The sequence below is a fragment of the Stenotrophomonas sp. G106K1 genome (genome assembly GCF_037969685.1).
GTDB classification, from domain to species: domain Bacteria; phylum Pseudomonadota; class Gammaproteobacteria; order Xanthomonadales; family Xanthomonadaceae; genus Stenotrophomonas; species Stenotrophomonas lactitubi.
This window is the reverse complement of record NZ_JBBPFR010000009.1, coordinates 100,663-120,582: the sequence shown is the minus strand read 5'-3', so window position 1 is coordinate 120,582 and position 19,920 is coordinate 100,663. Positions and strand designations below refer to the sequence as shown.

Annotated in this window: 19 protein-coding genes; 13 read left to right on the top strand and 6 right to left on the bottom strand. The window is 66.3% G+C overall.

The window, feature by feature from the left end:
* Positions 1-705 (top strand): squalene/phytoene synthase family protein, encoded by a 705-nt coding sequence (locus WKB25_RS10635; protein ID WP_340570492.1) that lies wholly within the window; start codon positions 1-3, stop codon positions 703-705.
* 240 nt (positions 706-945) lie between these two features.
* Here the strand turns inward: WKB25_RS10635 and WKB25_RS10630 are convergent, their stop codons facing one another.
* From WKB25_RS10630 to yidD, 3 genes are read right to left on the bottom strand one after another with little or no spacing between them, the layout of a single operon-like run.
* Positions 946-1,794, bottom strand: a complete 849-nt coding sequence (locus WKB25_RS10630; protein WP_340570490.1) for a M23 family metallopeptidase — start codon at positions 1,792-1,794, stop codon at positions 946-948.
* On the bottom strand, positions 1,794-3,140 hold the full coding sequence (locus WKB25_RS10625; protein ID WP_340570488.1) for a dihydroorotase: 1,347 nt from the start codon (positions 3,138-3,140) through the stop codon (positions 1,794-1,796). The genes WKB25_RS10630 and WKB25_RS10625 overlap by 1 nt, the downstream gene beginning before the upstream one ends.
* 1 nt (position 3,141) lies before the next feature.
* Complete coding sequence (gene yidD / locus WKB25_RS10620; RefSeq protein WP_014037867.1) at positions 3,142-3,396, bottom strand: membrane protein insertion efficiency factor YidD; 255 nt, start codon at positions 3,394-3,396, stop codon at positions 3,142-3,144.
* 273 nt (positions 3,397-3,669) lie between these two features.
* Between yidD and dksA the strand changes: the two genes are divergently transcribed.
* Complete coding sequence (dksA, locus tag WKB25_RS10615) at positions 3,670-4,890, top strand: RNA polymerase-binding protein DksA (RefSeq protein WP_340570486.1); 1,221 nt, start codon at positions 3,670-3,672, stop codon at positions 4,888-4,890.
* Between the two features lie 344 nt (positions 4,891-5,234).
* Here the strand turns inward: dksA and WKB25_RS10610 are convergent, their stop codons facing one another.
* From WKB25_RS10610 to cysS, 3 genes are read right to left on the bottom strand one after another with little or no spacing between them, the layout of a single operon-like run.
* A complete protein-coding gene (locus tag WKB25_RS10610; RefSeq protein ID WP_340570483.1) occupies positions 5,235-6,482 on the bottom strand; it encodes an MFS transporter in 1,248 nt (415 codons plus the stop codon).
* The gene (locus WKB25_RS10605; protein ID WP_312705929.1) at positions 6,479-6,931 is read right to left on the bottom strand and encodes a SufE family protein; all 453 of its coding nucleotides are present in this window, start codon (positions 6,929-6,931) and stop codon (positions 6,479-6,481) included. The genes WKB25_RS10610 and WKB25_RS10605 overlap by 4 nt, the downstream gene beginning before the upstream one ends.
* Positions 6,932-6,986: 55 nt before the next feature.
* Positions 6,987-8,363 (bottom strand): cysteine--tRNA ligase, encoded by a 1,377-nt coding sequence (gene cysS / locus WKB25_RS10600; protein WP_340570480.1) that lies wholly within the window; start codon positions 8,361-8,363, stop codon positions 6,987-6,989.
* 187 nt (positions 8,364-8,550) lie between these two features.
* Here cysS and WKB25_RS10595 point away from each other — a divergent pair, with 187 nt between their 5' ends.
* From WKB25_RS10595 to WKB25_RS10545, 11 genes are all read left to right on the top strand, one after another.
* Positions 8,551-9,114: a hypothetical protein gene (locus WKB25_RS10595; protein ID WP_340570478.1), complete on the top strand. Its 564-nt coding sequence runs from the start codon at positions 8,551-8,553 to the stop codon at positions 9,112-9,114.
* Positions 9,115-9,443: 329 nt separating this feature from the next.
* Positions 9,444-10,454 (top strand): N-acetylornithine carbamoyltransferase, encoded by a 1,011-nt coding sequence (locus WKB25_RS10590; RefSeq protein WP_340570477.1) that lies wholly within the window; start codon positions 9,444-9,446, stop codon positions 10,452-10,454.
* Between the two features lie 59 nt (positions 10,455-10,513).
* Complete coding sequence (locus WKB25_RS10585; protein ID WP_340570475.1) at positions 10,514-11,710, top strand: argininosuccinate synthase; 1,197 nt, start codon at positions 10,514-10,516, stop codon at positions 11,708-11,710.
* Positions 11,711-11,824: 114 nt separating this feature from the next.
* The gene (locus WKB25_RS10580; RefSeq protein WP_340570473.1) at positions 11,825-12,913 is read left to right on the top strand and encodes an acetylornithine deacetylase; all 1,089 of its coding nucleotides are present in this window, start codon (positions 11,825-11,827) and stop codon (positions 12,911-12,913) included.
* A 74-nt stretch (positions 12,914-12,987) separates the two neighbouring features.
* The gene (locus WKB25_RS10575; RefSeq protein WP_340570471.1) at positions 12,988-14,316 is read left to right on the top strand and encodes an acetylglutamate kinase; all 1,329 of its coding nucleotides are present in this window, start codon (positions 12,988-12,990) and stop codon (positions 14,314-14,316) included.
* Positions 14,317-14,321: 5 nt separating this feature from the next.
* Complete coding sequence (locus WKB25_RS10570) at positions 14,322-14,921, top strand: GNAT family protein (RefSeq protein WP_340570470.1); 600 nt, start codon at positions 14,322-14,324, stop codon at positions 14,919-14,921.
* A gap of 10 nt (positions 14,922-14,931) precedes the next feature.
* On the top strand, positions 14,932-15,888 hold the full coding sequence (gene argC / locus WKB25_RS10565; RefSeq protein WP_251475579.1) for an N-acetyl-gamma-glutamyl-phosphate reductase: 957 nt from the start codon (positions 14,932-14,934) through the stop codon (positions 15,886-15,888).
* A gap of 20 nt (positions 15,889-15,908) precedes the next feature.
* Positions 15,909-17,204, top strand: a complete 1,296-nt coding sequence (gene argH, locus WKB25_RS10560) for an argininosuccinate lyase (protein ID WP_340570466.1) — start codon at positions 15,909-15,911, stop codon at positions 17,202-17,204.
* Complete coding sequence (locus tag WKB25_RS10555) at positions 17,204-17,467, top strand: YciI family protein (protein WP_089236219.1); 264 nt, start codon at positions 17,204-17,206, stop codon at positions 17,465-17,467. The genes argH and WKB25_RS10555 overlap by 1 nt, the downstream gene beginning before the upstream one ends.
* Before the next feature lie 10 nt (positions 17,468-17,477).
* Positions 17,478-18,635 carry a glutamate 5-kinase gene (gene proB, locus WKB25_RS10550; RefSeq protein WP_340570464.1) on the top strand — a complete coding sequence of 386 codons (1,158 nt, stop codon included), beginning with the start codon at positions 17,478-17,480 and terminating at the stop codon, positions 18,633-18,635.
* A complete protein-coding gene (locus WKB25_RS10545) occupies positions 18,632-19,903 on the top strand; it encodes a glutamate-5-semialdehyde dehydrogenase (RefSeq protein ID WP_340570463.1) in 1,272 nt (423 codons plus the stop codon). The genes proB and WKB25_RS10545 overlap by 4 nt, the downstream gene beginning before the upstream one ends.
* The last annotated feature ends 17 nt before the right edge of the window (positions 19,904-19,920 follow it).

The following is a 19,920-nucleotide window of genomic DNA, read 5'->3' as shown; positions in this document are numbered from 1 at the left end:
GTGAGCAGTACCGCGCTGGACAGTTTCCTCGACAAGTGGCGCAGCCGCTGGCCGGAATGGTCGGTGGCTGAGCCGTTCGTGGCCGAACCGCAGCGCCCTGTGGCGCTGGCGTGGTTCGCGCTGCTGCAGGAATTCGACGACATGCTCAACACCAGTGGCGACCCGCTGCCGGCAGACGCCAAGCTGGCCTGGTGGGGCGAGGAACTGCGCAGCTGGGCCGCGCAGCGTTCGCGGCATCCGCTGGGACGCGTGCTGGAGCCGGTGCGGGCACCATGGGTGCAGCTGGCCGAGGCGCTGCCGGATCTGGTCGAGGCGCGCACCGTAGCGCTGGACGCTGCCGCTGCCGAACGCGCACTGGACAACTATGCCGAAGCAGTGGCGGCGGTGGAGGCGGTGGTGTTTGCCGAGACGCCGCGCAAGGGCGCCGGCCGTGCGGTGCTGCTGCAGACTCTGGCCCAGCGCCTGCAGGACGCTGGTGTGGCCGGCGTGCCGCGCAGCCTGCTGGACGAGGATGCCGGCAACGCTGCGCAGCGTTGGGCGCAGCAGCTGCTGAAAGGGTGGGGCACCCGTGTGCCCGGTCCGCGTGCGCGCCGCGTGTGGTCGAGCCTGGCGCGTGCCCGCCTGGCCGCGCTGGCCGCCGGCAAGCCGATTGAAGCGACGCCCGTGCGCACGTTGCTGCGCGTGTGGTGGGCCGCGCGCGGCTGAACGATTGGCCTGCTGACTGCTTCTGGTGGGTGCGGACCTTGGTCCGCACGCTCTGAGGAATTGTGCCGACCAAGGTCGGCACCCACCAGTGAGATTGTGCCGACCAAGGTCGGCACCCACCAGTGAGATTGTGCCGACCAAGGTCGGCACCCACCAGTGAGATTGTGCCGACCAAGGTCGGCACCCACCAGTGAGACTGTGCCGACCAAGGTCGGCACCCACCACAGCGCATTGCGCGCGTTATTTGCGTTCCAGCACCAGCAGCGGGTCGATGCGGGTGTCGAACCAGTTCATGCCCCAGTGCAGGTGCGGCCCGGTGGCACGGCCGGTGGCGCCGACGGCGGCGATCACCTGGCCCTGTTCGACGCGATCGCCAACCTTCACGTCGATGCGCGACAGGTGCAGGAAGTTCGAACTGACGCCGAAGCCATGGTCGAGCAGCAGGGTGCCGCCGGTCAGGTACAGATCGGGGCCCGCGAATGTCACCACGCCGGCAGCCGGTGCTTTCACCGGAGTGCCGGTCGGCACTGCGATGTCCATGCCGGAGTGACCGGAACCGGGCTGGCCGTTGTACACGCGCGCATTGCCGAAGCGGCCGCTGATGCGACCCTGCACCGGCCAGATGAAGGTCTGGGTGAAATCGGTGCGGTTGTCGTCGCGCGCACGCGCCGCAGTTACCTGCGCCTGTTCGCGCTTGATCCGTTCGGCGATGGCCGGCGGCGGATTGACCGTCTTCGGCGGCACACCGTTTACCCGTTCGGTGGGCCAGTCGCGCGGGGTCACGGTGATGGTGGCCGTCTCGCTGCTGCCATCCGGTCGGCGGATCTGTACCTGCAGCGGGCCCTTCTCATCGCGACCGATGCCGAACACCACGCTGCCGTAGCTGCTCACGCGCAGGTCGCGGCCTGCGTAGCGCACGCTGCTGCCTGCGGGAACCTTGCCGATCACCAGCGCGCCCTGCGACGCGATGGCCGGGAACACCACGCGGCTGTCGATCAGGTCGCCGATGCCGTCCTGCGCCTGTGCCGACGGTGCGGTGAACAGGGGCGCCGCCAGCAGCAGCGCCCCGAACATGAGTGCCGAACGCATCAGCGGTCGTAGGTCATGCGCTGGCCGGCGGGCTGCCCCACCAGCTTGCTGCCGTCCCACACCAGCTGGCCGTTGACCCAGGTGGAGGCGATGCGCGATTGGAACGTGGTGCCTTCGAACGGCGACCAGCCGCACTTGGACAGCACGTCCTCGCGCTTGACCATGAACGGCACGTCTTCCACCAGCACCAGGTCGGCGAAGTAGCCTTCGCGCAGGAAGCCACGCTCTTCCACGTCGAACAGCTGGGCGGGAGCATGGGCGAATTTCTGCACCACCTGCTCGCGGCTCAGCTTGCCTTCGTGCACGCGTTCCAGCGCGGCGACCAGCGCGTACTGCACCAGCGGCAGGCCGGAAGGCGCCTGCGCATAGGGCTTCTGCTTCTCTTCCCAGGTATGAGGGGCGTGGTCGGTGGCCAGTACGTCCAGCACGTCGTCAGCCAACGCGGCGGTGATCGCCTCGCGATCGGCCACATCCTTGATCGCTGGATTGCACTTGATCAGGTTGCCCTTGCTGGCGTAATCCGGGCGGGCAAAGTGCAGGAAATGCACGCAGGTCTCGGCGGTGATCTGCTTGCGGCTGCCGTCGGCGCGGATCAGCGGGCCCTTCTCGAACAGCGCCAGTTCGTCGGCGGTGGAGATGTGCAGCACGTGCAGGCGGGTGCCGTGCTTGCGTGCCAGCGACATGGCCAGCCGCGTCGACTTGATGCAGGCTTCGCGCGAACGGATGTCCGGGTGCATCTCCGGGGTCAGTGCGTCGCCGTATTTTTCCTGGAAGGCATTCAGGTTGGCATCGATCATCGGCGTGTCTTCGCAGTGCGTGATGATCGGGGTGGGGCACTCGCGGAAGATCGCGTCCAGCGTTTCCGGGTTGTCGACCAGCATGTTGCCGGTGGATGCACCCATGAACACCTTCACGCCCGGCGCCTTCTTCGGGTCGAGCGCGCGGATGGCGTCCAGGTTGTCGTTGCTGGCACCGTGGTAAAAACCGTAGTTGGCCCAGGCACGGCCGCGCGCCAGCTCGTACTTGGCTTCAAGAATGGTCGAGTCGAGCGTCGGCGGGTTGGTGTTGGGCATGTCCATGAAGCTGGTCAGGCCACCGGCCACGGCCGCGGCCGATTCGCTGGCGATGTCGCCCTTGTGGGTCAGGCCCGGTTCGCGGAAGTGCACCTGGTCGTCGATCATCCCGGGCAGCAGCCAGCGACCGGCCGCATCCACCACCTGTTCGCCATCACGCGGGGTCAACCCCTTGCCGATCTGCGCGATGCGGTCGTTCTCGATGCGCAGGTCGCCTTCGAAGGTGTGGCCTTCGTTGACCAGGCGGGCGTTGGTGATGAGCGTGGAGGACATGTCAGTGTTTTCCTGTGCAACGGCAAGAAGGGGCGTTGGGAGATTCGGGCACTGGATCGAAGCCGCCGGGATGGAACGGATGGCAGCGGCCCAGCCGTCGCGCCGCCAGCCAGCTGCCGCGCAGCGGGCCGTGCCGGGAGATGGCGTCCATGGCGTATTCAGAGCAGCTCGGCACGAAACGGCAGCGAGGCCCCAGCAGCGGGCTGATGAAGCGCTTGTAGAAGCGCAGCAGGGCGATGAGCAGGCGCGAGATCACTCAGTCATCTTAAGCCAGTTGGCATGAAGGCCGCATTTGTGCAGGATGGGCCGTTGGTCGCATGTCGTACATGGCCTGCGACCGCTATCGGCACCCCTCCAGGTGCCGGACAGGTTCCGTACCGCGCAAGGCGGTCCGTGTTCGTCGGACCGCGCCTTGGACCCGTTGACTCCTGGACTGAATGGAGCGGGCCCTCAAGGTTGCTGCTGCGGGTCGGGTAGGCTATAAAGGCCCGCTTTCCCGGGCCCCGGGGAATCCAAGGAAGAGCGTTTCGTGGCTGCTAAAAAAACTGCAAAGAAGGCCGTCAAGGCCGCCAAGAAAACCGCCAAGCCTGTTGTGAAGACGTTGGCGGCCAAGCCCGTTGCCAAGAAGCCGGCCAGCAAGCCGGTGACCAAGGCGGCATCCTCACAACCGGCGGCCAGGAAGGCCACCGCAAAGAAAGCGCCGGCCAAGTCCGGCAAGCCGGCAGTGGCGAAGAAACCCGCTGCGCCGATCAAGGCCAAACCTGTCGCTGCCAGCAAGAAGGCGCCGGCGGTGAAGAAGGTTGCCAGCAAGGCTGCGCCGGTGAAGAAGGCCGCTGCCAAGCCGGCACCGAAGAAGGCAGCAGCCAAGCCGGCGCCGAAGGCGGTGGTGAAGAAGGTTGCCGCCGCCCCTGCTGCGAAGCCGGCAGCAAAGAAGGTGGCGCCTGCCAAGCCGGCATCTGCCGCCAAGACTGCCAAGAATGTCGCCGCGCCGGCTGCGAAGCCGACGCCGGCCCCTGTAGTGAAGTCCGCACCGAAGCCAGCTGCGAAGCCGGCCCCGGCCAAGTCTGTCCCGGCCAAGACCGCGGCAGTGGCAGCAGCCAAACCGGCCCCCAAGCCGGCCCCGGCCGCCGCTTCTGCAGCATCGACCGCCCCGCAATCCAAGAATCCCGTGCCCGTTTCGAAATCGCCTGCTAAAACCGCCGTGAAATCCGATTCCGCTCCGAAGACCGTGACCCGCCCCGTGGGCAAGGTCGCCGTGGCCGTCGCCGCCCGTTCGTCGGCACCTGCGCCGCGCAGCAAGTACAAGGTCGTCGAATACAAGACTGACGAGGCCACTGGCCGCCCGATCCTGCCCGCAGGCTACAAGCCGGCCTCGGACGAGGAGTACATGAGCCCGCTGCAGCAGGAGTACTTCCGCCAGCGCCTGCAGAACTGGCGCGCCGACCTGGTGGAAGAGTCCAAGCAGACCATCGAGAACCTGCGTGAGGAAGTGCGTGACATCGGCGATGAAGCCGAGCGCGCGACCCGCGAAACCGAGAACTCGCTGGAACTGCGCACCCGTGACCGTTACCGCAAGCTGATCGGCAAGATCGACAGCACCCTCAAGCGTCTGGAAGCGGGCGATTACGGGTACTGCGTGGACACCGGTGAAGAAATCGGCCTGGAGCGCCTCGAAGCGCGCCTGACCGCCGAGCGCACCATCGACGCCCAGGAGCGTTGGGAGCACCTGCAGAAGCAGCAGGGCGACTGATTCCGGTTCGTTGTGATGTCATGCGAAAAGCCCGGCTTCGGCCGGGTTTTTTGTTGGGTTCGGGTTGGCTGTGTAGAGCAGCGCCTTGGTTGTTTCGTGACCCGCCCGCTCCAGACGGTTGCCAAGTGCGGCCGCTGTAGAGCCGAGCCCTCGCTCGGCTCAGGCCGAAGCCGGAGGGTGGAGGGAAGAGCAAGAACAGCCAAGCATGGCTTGGCTCTACCAGGAGCGGCCATGCGTATGCTCCGCCGCTGTTGGGTCCGCCTTGTAGCGAGCCGAGCACCGCATCGAGGAAGAGTGACGGGGCAATCAAACGCCCCACGCCGCCGAACCTGCTCTCCGCGGGATCACTGCAGATCGCGCAGATTCAATTTGCGCAGCGCCGGGTTCTTCCATGCAGTGACCCCGGCCACGCTCAGCACCGCGAACCCGCCCAGCACCACCGCCGGTACCAGCCCCAGAACCTTGGCCATCGTGCCGGCATAGAACGCGCCCAGTTCGTTGGACGAGCTGATGAAGATGCCGTTGATCGATGATACCCGGCCGCGCATCTCTTCCGGCGTGGCCAGCTGCAGGATGGTGGAGCGGATCACCACCGACACACCGTCGAAGGCGCCGTAGAACAGCAGGATCAATGCCGACAGCCAGAAGTGCTGGGACAGGCCGAAGCCGATCACGCACAGGCCGAAGCCAGCCACTGCGAACAGCAGCACGCGGCCGGCGTTGCGGTGCAGGGGGTGGCGCGCCAGCCACAGGCCGACGCACACCGAACCCACTGCCGGGGCCGCGCGCAGGATGCCCAGGCCCTCCGGGCCGTGGTGCAGGATCTCGTGCAGGAACGCCGGCAGCATCGCCACCACGCCGCCCAGCAGCACCGAGAACATGTCCAGCGCCATGGCGCCGACCATGATCCGGTTGCCGACCACGAAGCGCGCGCCTTCGGCAATGCTCTTGAAGATCGGGGCGGCGGGGCCGGCATGTACCGGCTCTTCAACTTTCAGGGTGGCCAGGCAGCCCATCGCCACCAGCGCGAAGGCCGTGGCCACCGCATAGGACAGACCCTTGCCACCGAAGCCGACCAGCACGCCACCCAGTGCCGGGCCGGCGATCATGCCGGTCTGGAACACCACGGCGCCCAGGCCGGCGCCACGGGCGAAATGTTCACGTGGCAACACGCGGGCGAACAGGGCGTTGTAGATCGGCGACAGGAAGGCGCGGACCATGCCGGTCAGGGCGATGGCCGCATAGATCGGCCATACGCCTTCAAACGGCAGCCAGCCCTTGGCCACGCTGGTCAGCACCAGCGCGGTGGCGATCAGTCCGGAACAGGCGACCATGCCCAGCTTGCGGCGCGGCAGATGATCCACCAGATAACCGGCGAACGGCGCCACGCAGAAGAACGGCAGCACCTCGGCAAGGCCGATCAGGCCCAGCGAGAACGGATTGCGGGTGACTTCGTAGATGTGCCAGCCGACGGTGACCGCGACCACCTGGTAGGACAGCATCGCGAAGATGCGGTATGCCAGCAGCCGGGCGAAACCGGGACGGGACAGCAGGCCCAGCGCGGTCTCTTCGGCCGTGGCAGGCTCGTTCACGATGGATCGCGCTGCAGCTGGGCCTGCGCGGTCTCACGGATGAACGCCAGCATCGCCGCCACGCCGTTGCTGCGGGTCGGCGACAGGTGGCGGGACAGGCCGATATCCTGGATATAGCTGGGTTCGGTGGCCAGGATTTCCTGCGCGGTGCGGCCGGAGTACACGCGCAGCGCAAGGAAGATCAGGCCGGAGACGATGGCCGAATCGCTGATGGCGTGGAAGCGCAGCGATTGCGCATTGCCTTCCGGCACGATCCAGACCATCGACTGGCAACCGAGCAGACGGTGCTCTTCGGTTTTCCACTCTTCGGGGAAGGCGGGCAGCTTGCGGCCGAGGTCGATCAGGTACTGGTAGCGCTCGGACCAGTCACCGAAGAAACCGAATTCCTCGGCGATGGCCGTCTGTGCCTCGGCGGCGGTGGGTTCAAGCGGGAACGGGGAGTCGATCACAACAGTCTCTACAGTGGGGGCGTGGCCGGTGGGGCCGGCCACGGGGCAGGGCAGGTCAGCCGCGCTTGCGCGACCAGCGCACGCCCTGCGGAGTGTCTTCCAGCACGATGCCTTCGGCGGCCAGCTGGTCGCGGATGGCGTCGGAACGGGCGAAGTCGCGCGCCTGCTTGGCCGCCGCGCGTTCGTCGATCAAGCCCTGGATGCGCGCGTCGTCGTCGCTGTCGCCAGCGGCGTTGCCGAACCATTGCGCCGGATCGGCCTGCAGCAGGCCGAGAGCGAGGCCGGCACCGAGCAGTTCGCTCTTCAGGCGTGCGCGTTCGCCGGGATCGGTGGCGCGGCGCGCTTCGCCGGCGATACGGGCCACTTCGGCCAGTGCCTGCGGCGTATTGAGATCATCATCCAATGCCGCTTCGATGTCTGCCGGGATCGCTGCCGTGGCGGCCACATCGGCCAGCTCGCGCAGGGTGCCGTACAGGCGGTCGAGGGTGCGGCCGGACTGTTCGATCAGCGCGTCGGACCAGTCCAGCGGCTGCCGGTAGTGGGCCGACAGCAATGCCAGGCGCAGGGCCTCGGGGGCGTGTTTACGCACCAGGTCGTGGACGCGCTCGATGTTGCCGATCGACTTGCTCATCTTGGCGCCGCCGAAGTTGAGCATGCCGTTGTGCAGCCAGAAGCGTGCGAACACCTTGCCGCCGTGCGCGCACTCGCTCTGCGCGATCTCGTTTTCGTGGTGCGGGAACTGCAGGTCGACGCCACCGGCATGGATGTCGATGGTCTCGCCCAGGTGTGCGGCGGCCATCGCCGAGCATTCGATATGCCAGCCCGGACGGCCGCGGCCCCACGGCGATTCCCAGCCGGGCAGGTCGTCGCCGGACGGCTTCCACAGTACGAAGTCGCCGGGCGCGCGCTTGTAGGGAGCAACCTCGACACGGGCGCCGGCCAGCATTTCGTCCGGATCGCGGCGCGACAGCTTGCCGTAGCCCTCGAAACTGCCGACGGCGAACAGCACATGGCCCTCGGCGGCGTAGGCATGCCCGCTGCTGACCAGCTGCTCGATCATGGTGATGATCTGCGCCATGTGCGCGGTCACTTCCGGTTCGATGTCCGGCGGCACCACGCCCAGCGCGGCCATGTCTTCACGGTAGGCCGCGGCGAAACGGTCGGTGATGGTGCTGATCGGCACCCCCTGCTCGCGCGCGGCGGTGTTGATCTTGTCGTCCACGTCGGTGATGTTGCGGGCGTAGCGCAGGGCACCGAAGCGCCGCCGCAGCAGGTCGGCCAGCACCCCGAACACCACCGGCCCACGGGCGTTGCCGATGTGCACGTAGTTGTAGACCGTCGGGCCGCACACATACAGGGTCGGACAGGCCGGGTCGAGCGGGGTGAACGGTTCGAGCTGGCGAGTCAGGTTGTTGTGCAGGCGCAGGGTCATGGGTCTGTGACTGGGGGACAAGCCTGTGATTTTAGAACGTGTCGAGGCCCTTTGGGGGGACCATTGCCACCGGTGGACGTCACCGGCGGCCGGGGTGGGGTGGGCAGGAACGACGCGGACGGGTAATGTTCAGCCCCTTGCGGTCACCACTGCCTACACTATTGCCGTGTCCCTGCTCCCATCGCCAATGAAAACCACCGCGTTGCTGACCCTGGCCTGCCTGTCGGCGCTGCCCGCCGTGGTCCTGGCCCAGGAGGCCGAGCCCCGCAACCGGGTGGTGATCGTGGAGAACGTGAAGTTCGACTACGCCCAGGTGCTCAACGTGGAGCCGGTGTTCCAGACTCTGCGGGCGACCCGTACCGAGGAGCACTGCGAGCCGGTCTCGACCCGCACCCTGGCCCCGGTCAACGTCACCGGCGAGGAGCCGGTCGAGGACAAGGGCCGCATCGGCCGCCTGTGGGATTCGGTTCGCTCGATGTTCAAGCGCAGCGACGAGGAGGGGCTGGAAGAGCTTCCGGCGGAAGCCCCCGCCCCGGCGCCGGCCAATACCGGTCCGATGCTGACCCGGGATTGTCGTATCGTGCCTGTCGGGCGTGAGTTCCGCCGCCCCATCGCCTACGACGTGGACTATGTCTACAAGGGCACCAAGTACCGTTCACGGCTGCCGGAAGACCCGGGCAACCGGCTGAAGATCCGGGTTTCGATCACCCCGTGGGTAGGCCCCGAGCAGGCTGCTGCTGGCACCCCCTGATTCTGCGACGGCGGCCTCTTGCGCCGGCCCCGGCCGCATGTAAAGATTGCCGACCAATGAAGCTCACCGACTTCCAGCACGACAGCAGCGCCGCCCGCCAGGCCACTGGCATGACGTCGCGTGCCCGTCGACCGGAACCCCACATTCTCGCTGGGTAATCCGGAGCTTTCTGCTGTTCGTCCGAAAAAAACCCAGCCCGCCGGCTGGGTTTTTTCGTTTCCGCGTTCTGAAAGCTTCATCTGCAACCTTTTCGTATCACCTTGGTTCCCGGTTTTCCCTTCCACCTTCCACCGCGTCGGCCACCGGCGCCGCTCATGCAAGGAATGATGATGTCCCCCAAGCACTTCCTGAACACCCAGGACTGGAGCCGCAGCGAACTTGACGCGCTGCTGACCCAGGCTGCGCTGTTCAAGCGCAACAAGCTCGGCGACCAGCTCAAGGGCAAGTCGATCGCGCTGGTGTTCTTCAACCCCTCCATGCGCACCCGCACCAGTTTCGAGCTGGGCGCGTTCCAGCTCGGTGCCCACGCAGTGGTGCTGCAGCCGGGCAAGGATGCATGGCCGATCGAGTTCAACCTCGGCACGGTAATGGACGGCGATACCGAAGAGCACATCGCTGAAGTGGCCAAGGTACTCGGCCGTTACTGCGACATCATCGCCGTGCGGGCGTTCCCGAAGTTCGTCGACTGGGCCTACGACCGCCAGGACGTCGTGCTCGAGAGTTTCGCCAGGTACTCGCCGGTGCCGGTGATCAACATGGAGACCATCACCCATCCGTGCCAGGAACTGGCGCACGTGATGGCGCTGCAGGAACATTTCGGTACCCAGGACCTGCGCGGCAAGAAGTACGTGCTGACTTGGACCTACCACCCCAAGCCGCTGAACACCGCAGTGGCCAATTCGGCGCTGACCATCGCCACCCGCATGGGCATGGACGTGACGCTGCTGTGCCCGACTGCCGACTACATCCTCGACGAGCGCTACATGGGCTGGGCCGAGCAGAACGTGGCCGAGAGCGGCGGTTCGCTGAAGATCAGCCATGACATCGACAGCGCCTATGCCGGTGCCGACGTGGTCTACGCCAAGAGCTGGGGCGCGCTGCCGTTCTTCGGCAACTGGGAGCCGGAGAAGCCGATCCGCGACCAGTTCAAGCACTTCATCGTCGACGAGCGGAAGATGGCGCTGACCAACAACGGTGTGTTCAGCCACTGCCTGCCGCTGCGCCGCAACGTGAAGGCGACCGACGGCGTGATGGATTCGCCGCACTGCATCGCCATCAACGAGGCCGAGAATCGCCTGCATGTGCAGAAGGCGATCATGGCCGCTGTTGCCGGGCGCTGATTCTTTTCGATTCGAACACTCCCGCCGGGCACGGCCCGGCGCTACCAGGACATACCCCCATGAGCAACAAAGACGTCGTTCTCGCCTTCTCCGGCGGCCTTGATACCAGCTTCTGCGTGCCGTACCTGCAGGAGCGCGGCTACAACGTGCATACCGTGTTCGCCGATACCGGCGGCGTGGATGACGAAGAGCGCGATTTCATCGAGAAGCGTGCCGCCGAACTGGGTGTCACCAGCCACCAGACCGTCGATGGCGGTCCGGCCATCTGGTCCGGCTTCGTCAAGCCGTTCGTGTGGGCCGGCGAGGGCTACCAGGGCCAGTACCCGCTGCTGGTGTCGGACCGTTATCTGATCGTCGATGCCGCGCTCAAGCGCGCCGCCGAACTGGGCACCAACATCATCGCCCACGGCTGCACCGGCATGGGCAACGACCAGGTGCGTTTCGACCTGGCAGTGAAGGCCCTGGGTGACTACCAGATCATCGCGCCGATCCGCGAGATCCAGAAGGAACACACCCAGACCCGCGCCTACGAGCAGAAGTACCTGGAAGAGCGTGGCTTCGGCGTGCGCGCCAAGCAGCAGGCCTACACCATCAACGAGAACCTGCTGGGCCTGACCATGTCAGGCGGCGAGATCGATCGTTGGGAAGCGCCGGGCGAGGGCGCCCGTGGCTGGTGCGCACCGCGCAGCGAATGGCCGGAAGCACCGCTGACCGTCACCCTGAAGTTTGTAGAAGGCGAAGCCGTGGAGCTCAACGGCAAGGCCCTGCCGGGTGAGCAGATCCTGGCCCAGCTCAACAAGCTGTTCGCCCCCTACGGCGTCGGCCGTGGCGTGTACACCGGCGACACCGTGATCGGCCTGAAGGGCCGCATCGTGTTCGAGGCACCGGGCCTGGTCTCGCTGCTGGCCGCACACCGCGCGCTGGAAGATGCGGTGCTGACCAAGCAGCAGAACCGCTTCAAGCCGGACGTGGCGCGCAAGTGGGTGGAGCTGGTGTACGAAGGCTTCTACCACGACCCGCTGAAGACCGACATCGAAGCCTTCCTGAAGTCCTCGCAGGCCAAGGTCAACGGCGAAGTGGTGCTGGAAACTCGTGGCGGTCGCGTCGACGCCGTTGCGGTGAAGTCGCCGCACCTGCTCAACACCAAGGGCGCCACCTATGCGCAGTCGGCCGACTGGGGTGTGGAAGAAGCAGAAGGCTTCATCAAGCTGTTCGGCATGAGTTCGACGCTCTTTGCTCAAGTCAACCGTGGTTGACTTGAGCACGAGCCCGCGCATTTCACCTAATCCCCGCGCCGTTGGCGCGCCCCCTTGAACATCAAGGGGGCTCTCCTCCAGCCGGTACACGTTGTACTGAAGGATCTTTGATTCATGCTTGAACAGACGCTCGATCACCTGCAGGCGCTGGTGTCCTTCGACACCCGCAACCCGCCGCGTGCGATCACCACCGGTGGCATCTTCGACTACCTGCGCGACAACCTGCCCGGATTCAATGTCGAGGTGATCGACCATGGTGCCGGCGCGGTCAGCCTGTACGCCGTGCGCGGTACGCCGAAGTACCTGTTCAATGTGCATCTGGACACCGTGCCGGACTCGCCGCACTGGAGTGCCGACCCGCACGTGATGCGCCGCATGGACGACCGCGTGGTCGGCCTCGGTGTGTGTGACATCAAGGGTGCGGCTGCTGCGCTGGTGGCTGCAGCCAATGCCAGTAATGGCGACGCGGCGTTCCTGTTCTCCAGCGATGAAGAAGCCAACGATCCGCGCTGTATTGCTGCGTTCCTGGCCCGGGGCATCAAGTACGAAGCGGTGCTGGTGGCCGAACCGACCATGAGCGAAGCGGTGCTCGCGCATCGTGGCATCAGCTCGGTGCTGATGCAGTTCACCGGCCGTGCCGGCCATGCGTCGGGCAAGCAGGACGCAGCTGCCAGTGCGCTGCACCAGACGATGCGCTGGGGTAACCGCGCGCTGGACCACGTCGAATCGCTGGCTTCGGCACGCTTCGGTGGATTGACCGGCCTGCGCTTCAACATCGGGCGCGTGGATGGCGGCATCAAGGCCAACATGATCGCGCCGGCGGCGGAAGTGCGCTTTGGTTTCCGGCCGCTGCCGTCGATGGATATCGATGCGCTGCTGGCGACCTTTGCCGGCTTCGCCGAGCCGGAAGCGGCACTGTTCACCGAAACCTTCCGTGGCCCCAGCCTGCCGGCCGGTGACATCGCCGAAGCCGAGAACCGCCGCCTGCTGGCGCGCGACGTGGCCGACGCGTTGGATATTCCGATCGGCAACGCGGTGGACTTCTGGACAGAGGCGTCGCTGTTCTCGGCCGCTGGCTACACCACGATGGTGTTCGGCCCGGGCGACATCGCCCAGGCCCATACCGCCGACGAGTTCGTAACGCTGGAACAGCTGCAGCGCTACACCGACGCCGTACACCGGATCATCGCCGCCGGCGCCTGATCGACCCACAACGCCGCTGCGCTTCTGCGCGGCGGAACTGCAACGCGGCGACCGCCGCCTGTGACGAAACCGAAATGTCTCCTGCCCTCCAGCCCCACCGCCAGACCCGCCAGACCATCGTGCGCCTGCTCTCGAGCATGGCCAGCGCGAAGGAGATCAGCCAGTACCTCAAGCGCTTTTCGCAGCTGGACGCCAAGCGCTTCGCCGTGGTCAAGGTCGGCGGCGCAGTGCTGCGCGACGATCTCGACGCGCTGACCTCCTCGTTGTCGTTCCTGCAGGAAGTCGGCCTGACCCCGATCGTGCTGCACGGCGCCGGCCCACAGCTGGATGCGGAACTGTCGGCCGCCGGCATTGAAAAGCAGACGGTCAACGGCCTGCGGGTGACCTCGCCGGAAGCGCTGGCGATCGTGCGCCGGGTGTTCCAGCAATCCAACCTGCGCCTGGTCGAAGCCCTGCAGCAAAATGGCGCGCGCGCCACTTCCATCACCGGTGGCGTGTTCGAGGCGGAGTACCTGGGCGTGGATACCTACGGCCTGGTCGGCGAGGTGAAGAAGGTCAACCTGGCACCGATCGAAGCCAGCCTGCGCGCAGGCTCGATCCCGGTCATCACCAGCCTCGGTGAGACCGCCGGTGGGCAGATCCTCAACGTCAATGCCGACTTCGCCGCCAACGAACTGGTGCAGGAACTGCAGCCGTACAAGATCATCTTCCTGACCGGTACCGGCGGCCTGCTGGACGAAGAGGGCAGCGTGATCGATTCGATCAACCTGTCCACCGAGTACGACCACCTGATCGCACAGCCGTGGATCCACGGTGGCATGAAGGTGAAGATCGAACAGATCAAGTCCCTGCTGGACCGGCTGCCGCTGGAATCGTCGGTGTCGATCACCCGGCCCGCCGACCTGGCCAAGGAGCTGTTCACCCACAAGGGCTCGGGCACGCTGGTGCGCAAGGGCGAGAAGGTGCTGCGTGCAACCGCCTGGAGCGAGCTGGACCTGCCGCGCCTGAAGGGCCTGATCGAATCCAGTTTCGGCCGTACCCTGGTGCCGGACTATTTCGAGAAGACCACGCTGCTGCGCGCCTATGTCAGCGAGAACTACCGCACGGCGGTGATCCTCACCGATGAAGCCGAGGGCGTGTACCTGGACAAGTTCGCCGTGCTCGACGATGCGCAGGGTGAAGGCCTTGGCCGCGCCGTCTGGAACGTGATGCGGGAAGAAACTCCGCAGCTGTTCTGGCGCTCACGCAACGGCAACCCGATCAACCATTTCTACTACGCCGAATCCGAAGGCTGCTACAAGCAGGGCAATTGGAAGGTGTTCTGGTACGGTGCCGATGGCATCGACCGGATCAGGACCTATGTCGACCATTGCGCCGCGCGTGCACCGAGCCTGGAGGGCTGAGCGCGATGAACCACGCAGACTGGACCAAGGTACCCACGCTGACCGGCACGCATGCGCGGCTGGAACCACTGCAGATGAGCCATATCGATGGTCTGCGCGGTGCGTTGGGCGACGGCGCGCTGTCCCGGCTCTGGTACACCCAGGTGCCTGATGCGAAGACCATGACCAGCTATGTGCAGGCCGCGCTGCAGGTTCAGGCCGAGGGCAAGGTGCTGCCGTTCGTGGTGTTCGATGCCAACGACCAGATCGTCGGCACCACCCGTTATTACGACCTGCAGGCAGACGTGCCGCGGCTCAGCATCGGCTACACCTGGTATGGCGAGTCGGTGCAGCGCACCGGGGTCAACACCGAAACCAAGCTGATGCTGCTCAGCCATGCCTTCGAGCGGCTGGAATGCCTGAGCGTGGTGTTTGAAACCAGCTGGTTCAACTTCACCTCGCGCACCGCGATCGCACGCCTGGGTGCCAAGCAGGATGGCGTGCTGCGCAATCACCGTCGCCATCCCGACGGCACGCCGCGCGATACCGTCATCTTTTCCATCATCGACGCGGAATGGCAGGGTGTGAAACGCCACCTGCAGCACCGCCTCGACTCGCACGCATGAGTACGCACGCATGAGCACTTCCTCCTCGTTCACCGTCGGCATCGTCGGCGCCCGCGGCCATACCGGCGCCGAGCTGATCCGGCTGGTGGCCGCGCATCCGAACCTGCAACTGGGCTTCGTTTCCTCGCGCGAACTGGCCGGGCAGCGCGTGTCCGACCACTACCCGCAGTGGCAGGGTGAACTGCAGTTCGAAAATCTCGACGCCGATGCCGTGGCCGCCAAGGGCGTGGATGCGGTGATCCTGGCGTTGCCCAACGGCCTGGCTGCTCCGTTCGTGGCGGCGCTGGAAACGGCGAAACCGGACACGGTGATCGTCGACCTGTCGGCCGACTACCGTTTCGACAACAGCTGGTACTACGGCCTGCCCGAGCTTACCCGCGATCGTTACAACGGCCAGAAGCACATCAGCAACCCTGGCTGCTACGCCACTGCGATGCAGCTGGCGATCCATCCGCTGCGGGAACTGCTGGCGGGCCCGCCGCAGTGTTTCGGCGTGTCCGGCTACTCCGGTGCCGGCACCTCGCCGTCGGACAAGAACAACGTCGAGCTGCTGGCTGACAACCTGATGCCGTACGCGCTGACCAACCACGTGCACGAGCGCGAGGTGTCCGTGCAGCTCGGCGTGGCCGTCGAATTCATGCCGCATGTCGCGCCGCATTTCCGTGGCATCACCCTCACCGCCAACCTCTGGTTGAACCGTGTGCAGACCCGCGAGCAGATCGTCGAGCGCTTCCAGCAGGCCTATGCCGGTGAAGCACTCATCGAGGTCGTGGACGAGGCGCCGTGGGTGAGCCGCATCGCTGGCCGCCATGGCGCCCAGGTTGGCGGCTTCACGCTGGCCCCGGGCGGCAAGCGGGTGGTGGTGGTGGCGACCCTGGACAACCTGCTCAAGGGCGCGGCCACCCAGGCCATGCAGAACCTCAATCTCGCGCTGGGCATCGACGAACTGACGTCGATCCCGCACTGAAACCCCGTACAGGAGCCCCCATGGCAGACCTTCTTTGGCAGAAGCCAGGCGTCGCTGTCGATGCCCAGATCCAGACCTTCCTCGCCGGCGACGACGTGATCCTCGATCGCGAGTTCTTCCTGCATGACATCGCCGCCAGCGCCGCGCACGCGCAGGGCCTGCAGCACATCGGCATCCTCAACGCCGACGAACTGGCAGGGTTGCTGCGCGAGCTGGAGGTGCTGGCGCAGGACTTCCGCGAAGGTCGCTTCGTGCTGGATACGCAGTATGAAGATGGCCATTCGGCCATCGAGGCACGGTTGACCGAGCGCCTTGGTGATGCCGGCCGCAAGATCCACACCGGCCGCAGCCGCAACGACCAGATCCTGGTCGCCACCCGGTTGTGGTTGAAGGAGAAGCTGCAGCGCGTAGCGCAGGTCAGCGCCGAAGTGGCAAAGGTCGCCCTTGACCGTGCGCAGGCCGAACAGCACCTGCCGATTCCCGGTTACACCCACATCCAGCGTGCGGTGGTGTCCTCGGCCGGCATGTGGTGGGCCGGTTGGGCCGAGGCCTTCATCGACAATGCTGTGCGTGCCCGCGATACCCATGCGCTGGTCGATGCCAACCCGCTCGGCACCGCTGCTGGCTACGGTGTGAACCTGCCGCTGGACCGCGAACACACCACCACTGCGCTCGGCTTTGCGCGCATGCAGATCTCGCCGATCTACGCGCAGCTGTCGCGTGGCAAGTTCGAATTGGCTGCACTGGAAGCGCTGGGGGGCGCGACCCTGGACCTGCGCCGCATCGCCTGGGACCTCTCGCTGTTCACCAGCGCCGAATTCGGTTTCGTCGCGCTGCCGGCGCAGTACACCACCGGCAGTTCGATCATGCCCAACAAGCGCAATCCGGACGTGATCGAGCTGATGCGGGCGACCCATGCCAGCGTCGCCGCCGCACGTACCGAGATCGAGCAGCTGCTGTCGCTGCCATCGGGCTACCACCGCGATCTGCAGTCGTCCAAGGGCGCGATCTTCCACGGCTTCGGGCGTGGCCTGGCCGCGCTGGAGCTGCTGCCGGCGCTGCTGGCCAACCTGGAATGGCGCGATGACAAGCTGCGTGCAGCGATCGATTCGGGCATGTACGCCACCGACGTAGCGGTGGAAGCCGCGGTCGCGGGCGTGCCGTTCCGCCAGGCCTACAAGGCCGCTGCTGCCGGCGCCGACAGCGCAGGGCAGGGGCGTACGCCGGAAGGCAGCCTGGCTGCGCGTGTATCGCCGGGTTCGGCGTCGGACCTGCGCCTGGATGAACTGAACGCGCGCTGGCAGGCGCTGTCCTGATGGCCGGCACCGTTTACCTGGTGCTGGCGATGCGCCAGCCCGGCTTCACCGACGCCGTGGTGCAACCGCACCGCGATTTTCTTGATGCGCTGCAGGCCGAGGGCAAGCTGCAGCTGACCGGCGGCTTTGCCGATGGCAGTGGCGGCGCCTATGTGCTGTGCAACGTCGACAGCCTTGCGCAGGCGCAGGCGATCGTCGCCACCGATCCGCTGGTGACGATGCAGGCATCGGCGCTGAGCGTCCATGAATGGAATACCCGCTGAGGCGCCCCCGATGACTGTGCATGCCGCCAACGTTGCATCGCCGTTCCCCGAACAAGCGCTGCCGTCGTGGCGGCGTGCCGTGCTGAAGGTCGGTAGCAGCCTGCTCGCGGCCGATGGCGGTGGCCTGTCACCGCGTCACGCGCTGGGTCTGGCCCAGTTCGTCTCGGCCAATGTGCTGGCTGGGCGCGAAGTGGTCATCGTCTCCTCCGGCGCGGTGGCTGCCGGCCGCGCGATCCTGCCCAGGGCCGATGAACCCGGTGCGGCGATGGCTGCGCGACAGGCGTTGGCGGCACTTGGCCAGGCGCAGCTGATCGGTCTGTGGCAGCGCTTCTTCGAGCGCCCGGTGGCGCAGGTGCTGCTGACCCATGACGATCTGCGCAACCGCCGTCGCTACCTCAATGCGCGGGCCACCCTCAACGAGCTGTTGCGGCTGGGTGCGCTGCCGGTGGTCAACGAGAACGACACCGTGTCGGTGGACGAGCTCAAGCTTGGTGACAACGACAACCTGGCTGCGACCGTGGCGGCGCTGGTCGATGCCGATGCACTGTTCATCGCCACCGACATCGATGGCCTCTATAGTGCCGACCCGCGCACGCATGCCGATGCACGGCCGCTGCACGACGTGCCCGAGTTGAATCATGCCGTGCTGGCGATGGCCGGTGGTGCTGGTTCAGTCGCCGGTACCGGCGGCATGCGCACCAAGCTGGAGGCCGCGGCCAAGGCCGGCCGTGTTGGCATCGAAACCTACCTGTTCAACGGCCGCAGCGGCGAGGTGGTGCGCGCGCTGGCACAGGATCGCCTGTTCGGCACCCGCATCCACGCGGCGCGCAGCCGCGAGGCCGCCCGCAAGCACTGGCTGCGACACGCACCGCTGGCCGAAGGCGCGATCCTGATCGACGCCGGTGCAGCGCAGGCGATGCGCGAGAAGGGTGCATCGCTGTTGCCTGGTGGCATCACCGGTGCCGATGGCGCGTTCCGGCGTGGTGACATGGTGCAGGTGTGCTGGAACACCGAAGCTGGCCGGGTCTGCGTGGCCCGTGGTGTCAGCCAGTACGCCGCCGATGACGTGCGCCGCATTGCCGGCCGCCACACCCGCGATATCCAGACCGTACTCGGCTACAACTACGGCGGTACCGTCGTCCATCGCGACGATCTGGTACTGCCATGAACCCATTGCAGGATATCCCGATGAGTGAGATCGAATCGCAGGCCCGCGCCTGCCGTGACGCAGCCCAGGTGGTCGCCGGCCTCGACAGCGATGCGCGCAGGGCGCTGCTGCTGGCGATGGCGCAGGCGCTGGAGGTCAATGCAGGGCAGATTCTTGCGGGCAATGCACGCGACCTGGCCGCCGCCCGCGACAAGGGCGTGGGCAGCGCGATGCTCGACCGCCTGGCGCTGGACCCGGCGCGGCTGCTGGCAATGGCCGATGCGGTGCGTGAGGTGGCGGGCCTGCCGGACCCGGTCGGGCAGGTGACCCGCGACGACGTGCGGCCGAACGGCATCCGCGTACAGAAGGTACGCGTGCCGCTGGGGGTGATCGCGATGATCTACGAAGCACGCCCGAACGTGACCGCCGAAGCCGCCGCACTGTGCCTGAAAGCGGGCAACGGCGTGATTCTGCGTGGAGGCTCGGAGGCGATCCATTCCAACACCGCCATCGCCCAGGCGTTGGCCGCAGCATTGAAGGCCAACGGCGTGCCCCCTGCTGCGGTGACGGTGCTGACCGACCTGCGCCGCGAAGCCATGCTGGAACTGCTGCAGCTGCATGAACTGATCGACCTGGCGATCCCGCGCGGTGGTGAGGGCCTGATCCGTTTCGTTGCAGAACACGCGCGGGTGCCGGTGATCAAGCACTACAAGGGTGTCTGCCACCTGTTCGTGGATGCCAGTGCCGATCCTGCCAAAGCGCTCGATCTGCTGGTGGATGGCAAGTGCAGTCGCCCGTCCGCGTGCAATTCACTGGAAACCCTGCTGGTACACCAGGACATTGCCGCAGACTTCCTGCCGCGCGCTGCGCAGGCGCTGGCCGAACGTGGTGTGCAGCTGCGTGCCGACGCGCGCGCGCAGCCGTTGCTGCCGGGAAGCACTGCTGCCAGCGAGGACGACTATGCCGCCGAGTTCCTTGATCTGGTACTGGCGGTCCGCGTGGTCGATGATCTTGACGCAGCGATCGCGCACATCCGTACCTACACCTCCGACCACACTGAAGTGATCGCGACCGAAGACGCGGCCAGTGCCGAACGTTTCGTCAACGCGTTGCGCTCGGCGGTGGTGATGGTCAACGCGTCTTCGCGCTTTTCCGATGGCGGCCAGCTCGGCCTCGGCAGCGAGATCGGCATCTCCACCACGCGCCTGCACGCCTACGGCCCGATGGGACTGGAAGCGCTCACGGTCGAACGTTTCGTGGTACGCGGCGAAGGCCAGGTCAGAAGGTAGGTTCACGGCCGGGCGCA

Bases quoted from the DNA above. Each gene is read 5' to 3' on its own strand.
- WKB25_RS10630 (WP_340570490.1), bottom strand. From the start codon at position 1,794: ATGCGTTCGGCACTCATGTTCGGGGCGCTGCTGCTGGCGGCGCCCCTG.
- WKB25_RS10625 (WP_340570488.1), bottom strand. From the start codon at position 3,140: ATGTCCTCCACGCTCATCACCAACGCCCGCCTGGTCAACGAAGGCCAC.
- cysS (WP_340570480.1), bottom strand. From the start codon at position 8,363: ATGACCCTGCGCCTGCACAACAACCTGACTCGCCAGCTCGAACCGTTC.
- WKB25_RS10595 (WP_340570478.1), top strand. From the start codon at position 8,551: ATGAAAACCACCGCGTTGCTGACCCTGGCCTGCCTGTCGGCGCTGCCC.
- WKB25_RS10590 (WP_340570477.1), top strand. From the start codon at position 9,444: ATGTCCCCCAAGCACTTCCTGAACACCCAGGACTGGAGCCGCAGCGAA.
- WKB25_RS10585 (WP_340570475.1), top strand. From the start codon at position 10,514: ATGAGCAACAAAGACGTCGTTCTCGCCTTCTCCGGCGGCCTTGATACC.
- WKB25_RS10580 (WP_340570473.1), top strand. From the start codon at position 11,825: ATGCTTGAACAGACGCTCGATCACCTGCAGGCGCTGGTGTCCTTCGAC.
- WKB25_RS10575 (WP_340570471.1), top strand. From the start codon at position 12,988: ATGTCTCCTGCCCTCCAGCCCCACCGCCAGACCCGCCAGACCATCGTG.
- WKB25_RS10570 (WP_340570470.1), top strand. From the start codon at position 14,322: ATGAACCACGCAGACTGGACCAAGGTACCCACGCTGACCGGCACGCAT.
- argC (WP_251475579.1), top strand. From the start codon at position 14,932: ATGAGCACTTCCTCCTCGTTCACCGTCGGCATCGTCGGCGCCCGCGGC.
- argH (WP_340570466.1), top strand. From the start codon at position 15,909: ATGGCAGACCTTCTTTGGCAGAAGCCAGGCGTCGCTGTCGATGCCCAG.
- WKB25_RS10555 (WP_089236219.1), top strand. From the start codon at position 17,204: ATGGCCGGCACCGTTTACCTGGTGCTGGCGATGCGCCAGCCCGGCTTC.
- proB (WP_340570464.1), top strand. From the start codon at position 17,478: ATGACTGTGCATGCCGCCAACGTTGCATCGCCGTTCCCCGAACAAGCG.
- WKB25_RS10545 (WP_340570463.1), top strand. From the start codon at position 18,632: ATGAACCCATTGCAGGATATCCCGATGAGTGAGATCGAATCGCAGGCC.